Raw genomic sequence first — 12887 nt, forward strand, 5'->3', positions numbered from 1 at the left:
CGGGCCGTGCCAGAAACCACAGCCGCCGGTGGCGAATCTAGGCTACGCCGCACCCTTGGCTTTGAGCCATTGCCTGCAACGCCATCCGCACCGGCGCAAAACTGCGCCGATGGATCGACGTAGCGCCCAGGCGATGCAGTGCTTCGAGGTGAGCAGGCGTCGGGTATCCCTTGTGGCCAGCCAGGCCGTATCCGGGGTAGAGAAGATCCAGCGCCTGCATCTCGCGGTCGCGACTAACCTTGGCCAGGATCGAGGCGGCGGCGATGGCGGGCACCTGACTGTCACCCTGAATCACCGGCGCACAAGGCACATCAAGCTGCGGGCAACGATTGCCATCGATCAGTGCCAGCTTTGGTGTAACGCTCAACCCTTCCACAGCGCGCTGCATGGCCAGCATGGTGGCGTGGAGGATATTGAGACGGTCGATCTCCTCGACATCGGCACGTGCGATGCACCAAGCCAGAGCCTTTTCGCGAATTTCGTCGAACAGCGCTTCGCGCCGGGCCTCGCTGAGCTTCTTGGAGTCGTTGAGACCGGCGATGGGGCGCCGTGGATCGAGAATCACAGCGGCGGTGACCACGGGACCACAGAGCGGTCCACGACCCACCTCATCGACGCCGGCAACCAGCTCTTCGACCAGCGCGAAATCGAGTCCCAGTTGCATCAGCCAGCCTCAACCAGTTCAAGGACCGCCTGGGCAGCGCGATTTGAGGCGTCACGACGCAAGGTCCGATGAATGGCATCAAAACCTTCGGTTTGTACCTCGCCACGGGTCAGCAGGGGCGACAGCAATTGCGCCATGGCCTCCGGTGTCGCCGCATCCTGCAGCAGCTCGGGCACCAGCAGGCGTTGTGCGAGCAGGTTGGGAAGTGCGACGTATGGGCTTTTCACCATGCGTTTGAGAATGGCGAAGGTCAGCGGCGCAACGCTGTAAGCCACCACCATCGGGCGCTTGTACAGCAAGGCCTCGAGCGTTGCCGTACCGGAAGCGATCAGCACCGCATTGCATGCAGCGAGTGCCTCATGGGAGCGACCGTCGAGCAAGGTCAGCGGCAGGTCGCGCCCTGCCAGCATCTGCTCAAGCTGTGCCCGACGCTCGGGGTTCGCGCAAGGCATCACGAAATGAATGCCGGGGCGCATCGCCCGCAGGCGGTCAGCCGCATTCAGGAACAGCTCTCCAAGCCGCCCGACTTCGCCACCGCGGCTGCCCGGCATCAGGGCTACGACCTGACCTTCCCGGGGCAGGTTGAGCGCGTCCCGTGCGGCATCGCGATCAGACTCCAGTGGAATGGCATCGGCCAGGGGATGTCCGACGAAGCAGACAGCCACCTGATGCTCGTCGTAGAACTTCGCCTCGAAGGGAAACAGGGTAAGCATCAGGTCGCAGGCAGCACGAATCTTCAGCACACGCTTCTGCCGCCAGGCCCACACCGAAGGGCTGACGTAATGCACGGTCTTGATACCGGCGCGCCGCAGCTTGAGGGCCAGATCCAGGTTGAAATCCGGCGCGTCGATGCCAATGAACACATCCGGGCGCAGCTCGCACAGCGTTTGTACCAGACGCTTGCGGCGCATCAGCAGTTCCGGCAGACGACCCAGCACCTCCACCAACCCCATCACGGACAGGCGCTCAAGCGGAAAATAGGAGACAAGCCCCTGGGCTTCCATGCGCGGCCCGCCGACTCCGACGAAGCGGATATCAGAATGTTTTGCCCTGAGCGCTTGCATCAGGCCCGCACCGAGGATGTCACCTGAAGCCTCACCGGCGACCAGCGCCACTACCAGAGGTCTGGACATATCAGCGGGTAATACCACGGCTGGAAGCCTGTATCGAGTCACGGAACAACGCCACCTCGGGGAAAGCAGCGGCATCGCAGGCCAGCTCACCAAGCGCCTGCTCGACGGTCAGCCCCTTGCGGTAAACGACCTTGTAGGCGTTGCGCAGGGCGGCAATGGTTTCTGCACTGAAACCGCGACGGCGCATGCCTTCGAAGTTCATGCTGCGCGCCGCTGCTGGATTGCCGAACACTGTGACGAAGGCGGGTACATCCTTGCCGATGGCAGTGCCCATGCCGGAAAAACTGAAGGCGCCGATATGGCAGTACTGATGAACCAGGGTATAGCCGGAAAGAATCGCCCAATCACCCACATGCACATGACCGGCAAGCGCGGTGTTGTTGACCAGGATGCAGTGATTGGAAATGACGCTGTCGTGGCCAATATGTGCATAGGCCATGATCAGGTTGTGATCACCGATAGTGGTTTCGCTACGGTCCTGCACAGTACCGCGGTGAATGGTCACCCCCTCGCGAATCACGTTGTGATCACCGATCACCAGGCGCGTCGGCTCGCCCTTGTACTTGAGATCAGGTGTGTCCTCACCTACCGAGGAAAACTGGTAGATGCGATTGTGACAACCGATTCGGGTCGGCCCCTTGATGACTACATGGGACGCAATCACGGTGCCCTCGCCGATCTCGACGTCCGGGCCGATGATCGACCAGGGTCCGACCTGAACGTCGTCGGCCAGCCGTGCGGCCGGGTCGACGATAGCGCGAGGGTCAATCAAGCTCATATCTTCTGTTCCGCACAGATGATTTCAGCCGAGCATACAGGTTTGCCATCAACGCTGGCGCGACAATCGAATTTCCAGATTCCGCGTTTGGCGCTGAGGAAAGATGCCTCAAGCACAAGCTGGTCGCCTGGTACAACGGGCTGGCGAAAACGCAACTTGTCCGAGCCTACGAAGAAGTAAAGCGTGCCGTCAGCCGGCTTGGTGCTCATCATCTTGAAACCGAGCAGACCCGCCGCCTGAGCCATCGCCTCGATGATCAGAACGCCCGGCATGATGGGGTGCTGCGGGAAGTGACCGTTGAAGAACGGCTCATTGATAGTGACGTTCTTGTAGGCGCGAATACGCTTGCTGTCCATATCCAGCTCCACCACCCGATCAACCAGCAGGAAGGGGTAGCGGTGCGGAAGGTATTCGCGAATCTCGTTGATATCCATCATGTAGGGAAAAGCCTGTAATGATTAGGGGAGCAGCACGCCATCACGGCTGTGCAGCCAGCCGGAAAGGATGGCTGGCAGGGCAATCAGAAGAAAGGATCAGGCATCTGAAGTTGAATCTGCGTTCGGGGTCACGGCAGAAAGACGTTTTTCCACCTGTTGCAGACGGCGGGCCATATCGTCGAGGTGACGGATCCTGGCAGCGCTCTTGCGCCATTCGCCGGCTGGCTGCATGGCCGTCCCGGAGGAATAGCTGCCCGGCTCGGTGATTGACCGGGTCACCATGGTCATGCCGGTGATGAACACGTTGTCACACACCTCGATGTGCCCCACGAGGCCTGCACCACCGGCGATCATGCAATTGCGCCCGACCTTGGTGCTCCCGGAAATTCCGGAGCAACCAGCCATGGCCGTGTTGTCACCGATCTGTACGTTGTGCGCGATCATGATCTGGTTATCCAGCTTTACACCGTTACCGATGACCGTATCGGACAGCGCTCCGCGGTCGATCGTGGTGTTGGCACCAATCTCGACGTCATCGCCGATACGTACGCCGCCGACCTGGGCAATCTTCTCCCAGCCGCCCCTTTCGTTGGCGAAACCGAAGCCTTCGCCACCGATTACCGCACCCGGCTGGATCACCACCCGCTCACCGATGCAGACGTCGTGGCAGAGCGTCACGCGCGGAGCCAGACGACCGCCAGCCCCCACACGGCTACGCGCGCCGACAAACGACTGGGCACCAATCACCACATTCGCGCCTATCCATACGTCCGCCTCGATCACGACCTGAGCACCGATGCTGGCAGTCGGATCGATCTGTGCACTCGGGTCGATGACAGCGCTCGGATGAGCACCACAGGGCGCCTTGGGGCGCGTCTCGAACAGATGCGAGATGCGCGCGTAGGCAAGATAGGGATTGTCCACGAGCAGCGCGGCGCCGGCGTAGTCTTCGGCATCTTTCGGCTTGAGCAGCACAGCGCCAGCACGGGTACTGGCCAGATACTTGCGATACTGGGCGTTGGCCAGAAAGCTGAGCTGATGCGGGCCAGCGTCCTGCAACGTGGCCAGACCGGATACCGATTGAGTCGCATCGCCACGCACTGTGGCGCCCAGCTGCCCGGCGAGTTCACCGAGCGTAAAGACTGTACCGTTCATTAGCGCAGCTGATTCATGCGCTCGATGACCTGGCGGGTAATATCAAGCTGGGGTTTGACATCGACCACCGCCCCACGCTCCAGTACCAGATCGTAGTCGCCTTTCTTGATGACTTCCTCGACAGCCTTGTCCAGCTTCGGCTTGAGCTGCTTGAGCATGTCGCGGTCAGCCGAAGCCTTGGACTCATTGAGTTCCTTGGAGAGGAACTGGAAATCACGGGCCTTCTGCTTGAATTCCAGCTCGAGGCGCTCACGCTCGGCCTGCTGCATCTTGTCACCGTCCTTGCCGAGACGGTCCTGAATGCGCTTGGCATCGTTTTCAAGCCCTTTGAGCTTGTCCAGCTGGGGGCCGAATTTCTTTTCCGCATCGACCGAATAACGCTTGGCGGCGTCCGATTCCAGCAATGCCATCTGATAGTTCAGCACTGCGATCTTCATGTCGGCAAATGCAGGGGCTGCCACCAGTGCAGCAGCAACGAAAAGCAGTTGGGTCAACTTACGCACGGTATATACCACTCTTGAAAGAAAACCCTGGAGCGAGACGCTCCAGGTCGTTAAAAGGTTTGTCCCAGCGAGAACTGGAATACTTGGGTATCGGCATCATCAGGCTTGACCACGGGCATTGCCAGACTGAAGCTCAGCGGGCCCATGGCGGTAATCCAGGTCAGCCCCACCCCGACCGAACTGGCCATGTCGCCAAAGTCGATGTCGCTGCAACTGGACGAGGAGCCAGACGGGCAGTTGGTGTTGTACACGTTACCCACGTCCCAGAACACGGAAGTCCGCAGCGAGCGCTGATCCTTGACGAAAGGCATCGGGAAGAGCACTTCCAGGCCACCCTGGACCAGCACGTTACCGCCGTAGGGCAGCTCATCCTGATCAGGGTCAGCTATAGTTCCTGGCTTGGTGCCATCGCTCGGGGTACTACGAGGTCCAAGGCTGCTGTCCTCGAAGCCGCGCACCGAGTTGAAACCACCGGCGTAGTAGTGCTCGTAGAACGGCAGGGCCGAGGTGGAACCATAGGCATCGCCATAGCCCAGGCGGGTATGCATACGCAGGGTGTAGTTCTGGGTCACAGGCACGAACAGCTGGCCGCTGTAATCGAGCTTGTAGAAGGACAGATCACTGCCCGGAATGGTGGTTTCAAGCACCAGGCTCTGGGAGTGACCACGGGTCGCCAGCACGCCACGGTTGAGCGTCGATTCCGACCAGCCTACCGAGGCCTTGAAGTTGAGGAAGCTATCGCCTTCCTCTTCCATGAAATCGAAGATTTCATGAACGGTGTAACGACCGGTATCCAGGTCGTCCTGCTGCACTGACAGGCCGAAGGACAGACGCGACGTCTCGCTGATCGGATAGCCGATATTCATGCCACCGCCCAGGCTGTCCACGGAATAACTGGACACGTCGTAGTCCAGCTCGTCGTAATCGGTGGTGCGGTAGAAGGCGTTGTAGCCCAGGCTGACGCCATCTTCGGTCCAGTAGGGGTCGACAAAGCCGAAGTTGTAACGCGACTGGTATTCGCTGCGGGTCAGGCCAATGCTGACGCGATTACCGGTACCAAGGAAGTTGTTCTGGCTGATGGAGCCGCCGAGAATCAGACCGGCATTCTGGGCAAAACCGATGCTCGCCATGATCGAGCCAGACGGTTGCTCCTCGACGCTGTAGTTGACGTCGATCTGATCATCGGTGCCAGGCACCTGCGGCGTTTCAACGTTGACTTCCTTGAAGAAGCCCAGACGTTCAAGACGGGTCTTGGACTGGTCGATCAGATAAGTCGAGGCCCAGCCACCTTCCATCTGGCGCATTTCGCGACGCAGCACTTCGTCTTCGGTCTTGGTGTTGCCACGGAAGTTGATGCGGTTGACATAGGCGCGCTTGCCGGGATCGACCACGAAGGTGATCGAGACGGTGTTGTCCTCGTCATTGGCTTCGGGAATGCCGTTGACGTTGGCAAAGGTGTATCCCTCGTTGCCCAGACGCCGCGTAATCAGCTCCGACGTGGTGGTCATGACCTTGCGTGAAAAGACCTGGCCTTCCTTCGCCAGCAGCAGTGCCTGCAATTCTTCCTGGGGGACTTTCAGGTCCCCGCTCAACTTGACGTCGCTGACGGTATAGCGGTCGCCTTCGTCGATGTTTACCGTGACGTAGACGTCTTTCTTGTCCGGCGTAATGGATACCTGGGTAGAGGTGATATCCATATTGATGTAGCCGCGGTCCAGGTAGTAGGAACGCAGGCGCTCCAAGTCGCCGGAAAGTTTTTCACGTGCATATTTGTCGTCGTTGCGGAAGAACGACAGCCAGTTGCTGGTCTTCAACTCGAACAGGTCGGTCAGGTCATCATCGGCAAAGACCGTATTGCCCACGACGTTGATGTGCTTGATCGCGGCAACCGAGCCTTCGTTGATGGTGATCTTCAACGCGACGCGGTTGCGCGGTTGCGGTACGGCTTCGGTTTCGATGGTGGCCGAGTAACGGCCCTGGGCCACATACTGACGCTGCAATTCGTTGCGCACGCCTTCAAGGGTGGCGCGCTGGAAAATCTCACCTTCGGCGAGACCCGACTGCTGCAAGCCGGAAAGCAGATCTTCGGTTTTGATCGCCTTGTTTCCTTCGATTTCGATACCGGAAATCGAAGGCCGCTCTACTACGCTGATAACCAGCACATCGCCTTCCCGGCCCAGCTGAATGTCCTCGAAGAAACCGGTGCGGAACAGCGCACGGGTCGCATCTACCAGACGACGGTCATCGGCAGCCTGGCCGACGTTCAGCGGCAGAGCGCCAAAGACACTGCCGGCGGAAACCCGCTGCAGGCCGTTGACGCGTATATCGGAGATGGTGAAGGACTCGGCGTGAACTTCGGCAATCATCAGTGCGGATATCACCGCAGGTAGCAGCAGACGTTTCATGAAGTCCTTTCTTTTCAAACCTGAAAATTGAACCTGCGCAGGGCGCGGCGACATCAAGTTATAGGCGATTAAAGCCGGCCAATATCATTGACCAACGCAAGCAGCATCACCCCGATCACCAGGCTGATACCAATCTGTACTCCCCAACCCTGGACCCTGTCCGACAGGGGACGTCCACGGACCCACTCGACCAGATAGAAGAGCAGATGCCCGCCATCCAGGACCGGGATAGGCAAAAGATTGAGTACTCCAAGGCTGATGCTCAGGTAGGCGAGGAAGTTTAGAAAGTCACCCAGGCCGGACTGTGCAGAAGCGCCCGCCACTTTAGCAATGGTTATCGGGCCGCTCAAGTTTTTTACCGAGAGCTCGCCAAAGAGCATTTTCTTCAGGGAATCGAGGGTCAGAAGGCTCATGGCCCAGGTCCGCCGAAGCCCCTCGCCCACGGCTTCCAGCGGCCCGTAGCTGATGGTGCGCAGCATGTCATCCGGCCATTCACCGCCCGCAACGCCAGCCCCCAGATAACCGCGCAGACTATCGCCTTCACCGCGCGTCGCCAGCGTCAGCGGCAGCATCAGACGCTGCCCTTCGCGCTCCACTTCCAGTTGCGCGGACTTGCCTGGCAGCAACCGGACCCGATCAATAACTTCCTGCCATTCCTGCAGCGGTACGCCATCAAGACTGACCATCCGGTCACCAAGGTGCATACCTGCTGCCTGTGCTGGTCCTTCAGGGTCCAGTTGGGCGACTACCGGCACGATGGCCGGGCGCCAGGGACGGATACCCAGCGAGCCGATCGGATCCGGCTCTTCTGCACCCCTAAGCCAGTCGTTCAGCTCCAGTCGTACAGACTGCTCCTGACTGCTGTTCAGGCTGCGCACACGCATGTCCAGCGAACCGCTCTCGCCCAGGCGACGGATCAGCTGCAGATTGACCTCTGCCCAGCCGGAGGTGGGCTTGCCGTTGACCTCGATGATTTCCTGTCCCGCCACCAGACCCGCTTGATCGGCAAGGCTGCCCACTTCAACCGCCCCCACCACTGGGCGGATCTGTTCACTGCCGAGCAGCGCCAGCACCCAGAAAAACACCAGCGCCAGCAGAAAGTTGGCAATCGGCCCGGCAGAAACGATGGCAAAGCGCTGCTTCACCGTCTTGCGATTGAACGTCTGGTCGAGCAGTGCAGGCGGCACATCGCCTTCGCGCTCGTCGAGCATCTTCACATAGCCACCCAGCGGGATGGCCGCAACGACAAATTCGGTTCCCTGGCGATCATGCCAGCGCAATAGCGGACGACCGAAACCCACCGAGAAACGCAGCACCTTGACGCCACAGCGTCGGGCTACCCAGAAATGCCCGTATTCGTGGAAGGTAACCAGCACACCCAAAGCAATCAGGGTGCCGACAAGCATGTACAGCGCGCTCATAAATTCCTCTGCCTCGAAAGGCCGTTTTGCCGCGATGAGGCTCGCCCGCTCTGCAGGCGCACTATCGATCCGCTAGCGATTGCGATTCTCAAGCCAGCGCGACGCCAATTTGCGCGCCTGCGCATCGGCATCCAGAACATCACCAAGACAGTGCACCGCAACCGCCGCCTCGCGACTCAGAACGTCCTCGATGATACTCGCGATTTCCGTGAAGCGGATCCGCCCTTTCAGGAAGGCATCGACAGCCACCTCATTGGCCGCATTGAGCATCGCCGGCGCCGTGCCGCCATTCTGTGCAGCCTGGCGCGCCATGTGCAGGCATGGAAAGCGCTGCTCATCCGGCGCATGAAAATCAAGGCGACCAATGCGCACCAGATCCAGGGCGGACACACCCGAATCGATACGCTCAGGCCAGGCAAGCGCGTGGGCAATCGGCGTGCGCATGTCGGGGTTGCCCAACTGCGCCAGTACCGAACCGTCAACATAGTCAACCATCGAGTGGATAACGCTCTGGGGATGGATCACCACCTCCACCTGATCCGGGCGCGCATCGAACAGCCAGCAGGCCTCAATCAACTCCAGCCCCTTGTTCATCATGCTCGCCGAATCAACCGAAATCTTGCGCCCCATGGACCAGTTGGGGTGCGTGCAAGCCTGCTCGACGCTTACGTCGGCCAGTTGCTCCAACGGCCATTCGCGAAACGGCCCGCCGGATGCAGTGAGCAGTATGCGTCGCACGCCGACGCTTGCGAGACCCTGGGCATAATCGCCGGGAAGGCACTGAAAAATCGCATTGTGCTCACTGTCGATAGGCAACAGCACCGCCCTGCTCTTGCGCAACGCCTGCATGAACAGCGCGCCGGACATGACCAGGGCTTCCTTGTTTGCCAGCAATACACGTTTGTCGGCCTGGACTGCAGACAGTGTAGGTCGCAGGCCGGCTGCACCGACAATGGCCGCCATCACCACATCGGTTTCCGGATGGGCTGCCACCTCACTCAAGCCGCCCTCACCCACCAGCACGCGAGTCTGCAGATCGTCGCTGATCAGCTGATCCTGCAACACCCGGGCCTGGTCGCTGCTGGCCACCACGGCATATCGCGGGCGATGCAGACGGCAAAGCTCGCGCAGTTCGGCAATACGATTGAAGGCTGTCAGAGCGAAAGCCTGGTAGCGCCCAGGATGGCGGGCAATCACGTCCAGCGTACTCAGCCCGATGGAGCCAGTCGCCCCGAGAATGGTTATCTGCAAGGGCTCAGTCACCAGGCACCCCAACCGGCAAGCCACAACAGAACGGCAAATACGGGCACGGCTGCGGTCAGGCTGTCGATACGATCCATGACGCCGCCATGGCCCGGTAGCAATTGACTGCTGTCCTTGATCCCCGCACTGCGCTTGAACATGCTCTCGGTCAGGTCACCCACAACCGATATCAGCACCACTACAGTTGCGCCCAGTAGCGCCAGGATCAGCTCACGCGCAGACCAGCCCCGATAGAGTCCGACCCCGAGCGTAACCAGCAGGCTGGTCAGCAGGCCGCCTACCAACCCTTCCCAACTCTTGCCTGGACTGACCTGCGGCGCCAGTTTGCGCCGCCCGAAACGCTTGCCGGAAAAATAGGCACCGATATCGGCGACCCAAACCAGCACCATGACGGCAACAATGAGCCAGTTGCCCTGCGGCCACTGTTTAAGCACCACCAACGCCTGCCATGCCGGCAGCAGGATCAACAGACCGATAATCAGGCTGCCCGGACCACCACGCCAGTGGCGCTGGCTATCCGGATAATTCAGCACCAGCACAGTCGCGGCGAGCCACCAGAGCACGCTGACGGCCAGCAGCCAGGGAGCCAGCACCGGAAGCTGGTGAAAGAGAACCAGCAGCGCAACCACGAACAGCGCATAACCGACCCGAGCCGGCTGAGCAGCATAGCCGGCCAGCCTTGCCCATTCCCAGGCACCCAGGCTCACGACCACCCCTATAAACAGGGCGAAGGCGAGCCCTTCGAGCAGAAAAAAACCGATCAGCGCGACCGGCAGGAGAATCGCAGCGGTGATGATGCGTTGCTTCAACATTCTGCACGAACCTCTGTTTCGAGCTGGTCGCCGGTCTTGCCAAAGCGGCGTTGACGCCTGGAGAAATCAGCCAGTGCGGCGCGCATTGCCTCGTGCTTGAAATCCGGCCAAAACAGGTCGGAGAAATAGAGTTCGGCGTAAGCCATCTGCCACAGCAGAAAATTGCTGATGCGCCGCTCGCCGCCGGTGCGAATGCACAAGTCCGGTGGCGGCATGTCGCCGGTCGCCAGGTAGCTCTGGAAAAGTGATGCGGTGATCTCTTCAGCACCCAGCTGACCCGCCTGAACCTCACGCGCCATACGCTGAGTAGCCTGGAGAATGTCCCATTGTCCACCGTAGTTGGCAGCCACCTGGAGCACGAAGCGATTGCTTCCGGCTGTCATCGCTTCAGCCTCCGCCATCGCGGCCTGCAATTCGGGATGAAAGCGCGTACGGTCACCAATGATGCGCAGACTGATGTCGTTGTCATTGAGCTTGCGTGCTTCGCGGCGCAAAGCCGTCAAGAACAGCTCCATCAGCGCACCCACCTCCTCTGCCGGCCTTTGCCAGTTTTCACTGGAAAAGGCGAAGAGGGTCAGCACCTCAACCCCCTCCTCTGCACAGACCTCGATGACTGCGCGTACCGCATCGACGCCCGCCTTGTGTCCAGCCACGCCAGGCAAGAGACGTCGCTTTGCCCAGCGATTGTTGCCATCCATGATAATTGCGACGTGACGGGGTACATTCCGCCCGGCAATCGGCCTGACCTTTTCCATGAAACGACTACCTGCGCTCAATCACGCTGCAAACAATAGGAGAAACACCGACGGCAGTTGCGGGACGCAACAAAATAGCCCGCGCATGCCGGTCCGAAATGGCTCGACATGCGGTTCCAGGGAGCAGTATGGAGGCGCCCGGCACGGCTCGGTCAAACGGCCATCAAGTCGTTTTCCTTGCCTTCAAGCGCCTTGTCGATCTCTGCAACATACTTGTCGGTCAGCTTTTGAACGTCATCCTGGCCGCGACGTTCCTCGTCTTCACTGATTTCCTTTTCCTTCACCAGATCCTTGAGCTGGGCGATGGCATCACGACGAATATTGCGTATCGCGACACGAGCATTCTCGGCTTCACTACGCGCCTGTTTGGTAAAGCCCTTGCGCGTCTCTTCGGTCAACGCAGGCATCGGCACGCGGATGGTGGTACCTGCAGTGGCCGGATTCAGCCCCAGATCGGAGGTCATGATGGCTTTTTCCACCGCCTGGATCATGCTCTTGTCAAAGATGGTCAGGGCCAGGGTGCGGGAATCCTCGACGGTGACGTTGGCAACCTGGCGCAGCGGCGTATCGCTGCCGTAGTAAGACACCATCACGCCATCAAGAATGCTCGGATGAGCGCGACCAGTGCGGATCTTGGCGAAGGCGCCGGCCAGCGATTCCAGGGATTTCTTCATGCGCTCCTGCGCGTCTTGCTTGATCTCGTTGATCATTGATTCGGTTCCTCGATCAGTGTTCCTTCAGCGCCGCCAAGCACGATATTGAGCAGGGCGCCGGGTTTGTTCATGTTGAATACCCGCAGCGGCATCTTGTGGTCGCGGCACAGGCAGATGGCCGTCAGGTCCATCACGCCGAGCTTGCGGTCGAGCACGTCATCATAAGTCAGTTGCTCGAACTTCTCGGCATTCGGGTCTTTGAAGGGATCAGCGGTGTAGACGCCGTCAACCTTGGTAGCCTTGAGCACGACGTCGGCGTGAATCTCGATGGCGCGCAAGCATGCAGCCGAGTCGGTAGTAAAGAAGGGGTTGCCGGTCCCGGCGGAAAAAATCACCACCTCACCGGTCTTGAGATGACGCATCGCCTTGCGACGGTCGTAATGGTCGGTCACGCCGACCATGGAGATGGCAGACATCACCAGCGCTGGGATATTCGAGCGTTCCAGGGCATCGCGCATGGCCAGAGCATTCATGACGGTCGCCAGCATGCCCATATGGTCACCGGTGACCCGATCCATTCCTGCTGCCGACAGCGCTGCGCCACGGAACAGGTTACCGCCACCAATGACCAACCCCACCTCAACGCCAATTCCGACCAGTTGGCCAACTTCCAGGGCCATGCGATCCAGCACCTTGGGATCGATGCCGAAATCTTCCGAACCCATCAGGGCTTCGCCGCTTAATTTGAGCAGAATCCGTTTGTAGCGTGGATTGCGTGCACTCATCTGCTGAGCCATTGGCGTTGTTTCTCCTGCGGCGTTGTATGACCAGGTTGCATGACCGGCATGGCCGTACAACCAGAAAATATCTGCGCTATGACAGCGCAATTGCGTATTGGTGCCAAGCGA

The 12887-nt window shown here is 59.8% G+C and carries 13 protein-coding genes; all 13 read right to left on the reverse strand.

Translation table 11 applies throughout. The features are described from left to right. Positions 1-37 precede the first annotated feature (37 nt). Entirely contained in the window at positions 38-664 is a 627-nt protein-coding gene (rnhB, locus tag NAV32_RS10450; protein WP_256052733.1) for a ribonuclease HII, read from the reverse strand. Further along, positions 664-1797, reverse strand: coding sequence for a lipid-A-disaccharide synthase (gene lpxB / locus NAV32_RS10455; protein WP_256052734.1), 1134 nt, complete (start codon positions 1795-1797; stop codon positions 664-666). The genes rnhB and lpxB overlap by 1 nt, the downstream gene beginning before the upstream one ends. Before the next feature lies 1 nt (position 1798). Next, positions 1799-2575 carry an acyl-ACP--UDP-N-acetylglucosamine O-acyltransferase gene (lpxA, locus tag NAV32_RS10460; protein ID WP_256052735.1) on the reverse strand — a complete coding sequence of 259 codons (777 nt, stop codon included), beginning with the start codon at positions 2573-2575 and terminating at the stop codon, positions 1799-1801. After that, positions 2572-3012: a 3-hydroxyacyl-ACP dehydratase FabZ gene (gene fabZ / locus NAV32_RS10465; protein WP_256052736.1), complete on the reverse strand. Its 441-nt coding sequence runs from the start codon at positions 3010-3012 to the stop codon at positions 2572-2574. The genes lpxA and fabZ overlap by 4 nt, the downstream gene beginning before the upstream one ends. A 96-nt stretch (positions 3013-3108) precedes the next feature. Beyond that, positions 3109-4167 (reverse strand): UDP-3-O-(3-hydroxymyristoyl)glucosamine N-acyltransferase, encoded by a 1059-nt coding sequence (gene lpxD / locus NAV32_RS10470; RefSeq protein WP_256052737.1) that lies wholly within the window; start codon positions 4165-4167, stop codon positions 3109-3111. Next, positions 4167-4670: an OmpH family outer membrane protein gene (locus tag NAV32_RS10475; RefSeq protein WP_256052738.1), complete on the reverse strand. Its 504-nt coding sequence runs from the start codon at positions 4668-4670 to the stop codon at positions 4167-4169. The genes lpxD and NAV32_RS10475 overlap by 1 nt, the downstream gene beginning before the upstream one ends. A 50-nt stretch (positions 4671-4720) precedes the next feature. Next, positions 4721-7075 carry an outer membrane protein assembly factor BamA gene (gene bamA, locus NAV32_RS10480; RefSeq protein ID WP_256052739.1) on the reverse strand — a complete coding sequence of 785 codons (2355 nt, stop codon included), beginning with the start codon at positions 7073-7075 and terminating at the stop codon, positions 4721-4723. Between the two features lie 68 nt (positions 7076-7143). Continuing rightward, entirely contained in the window at positions 7144-8496 is a 1353-nt protein-coding gene (rseP, locus tag NAV32_RS10485) for an RIP metalloprotease RseP (RefSeq protein WP_256052740.1), read from the reverse strand. 72 nt (positions 8497-8568) lie between these two features. Then, on the reverse strand, positions 8569-9759 hold the full coding sequence (gene ispC, locus NAV32_RS10490) for a 1-deoxy-D-xylulose-5-phosphate reductoisomerase (protein ID WP_256052741.1): 1191 nt from the start codon (positions 9757-9759) through the stop codon (positions 8569-8571). Continuing rightward, a complete protein-coding gene (locus tag NAV32_RS10495; RefSeq protein WP_256052742.1) occupies positions 9756-10571 on the reverse strand; it encodes a phosphatidate cytidylyltransferase in 816 nt (271 codons plus the stop codon). Before NAV32_RS10495 ends, ispC begins: the two co-directional genes overlap by 4 nt. Beyond that, complete coding sequence (uppS, locus tag NAV32_RS10500) at positions 10565-11326, reverse strand: polyprenyl diphosphate synthase (RefSeq protein ID WP_256052743.1); 762 nt, start codon at positions 11324-11326, stop codon at positions 10565-10567. Before uppS ends, NAV32_RS10495 begins: the two co-directional genes overlap by 7 nt. A gap of 152 nt (positions 11327-11478) precedes the next feature. After that, positions 11479-12036 carry a ribosome recycling factor gene (gene frr, locus NAV32_RS10505; RefSeq protein WP_256052744.1) on the reverse strand — a complete coding sequence of 186 codons (558 nt, stop codon included), beginning with the start codon at positions 12034-12036 and terminating at the stop codon, positions 11479-11481. Continuing rightward, the gene (gene pyrH / locus NAV32_RS10510) at positions 12033-12776 is read right to left on the reverse strand and encodes a UMP kinase (RefSeq protein ID WP_256052745.1); all 744 of its coding nucleotides are present in this window, start codon (positions 12774-12776) and stop codon (positions 12033-12035) included. Before pyrH ends, frr begins: the two co-directional genes overlap by 4 nt. Positions 12777-12887 lie beyond the last annotated feature (111 nt).

Source organism: Stutzerimonas stutzeri (assembly GCF_024448695.1).
GTDB lineage: Bacteria > Pseudomonadota > Gammaproteobacteria > Pseudomonadales > Pseudomonadaceae > Stutzerimonas > Stutzerimonas stutzeri_T.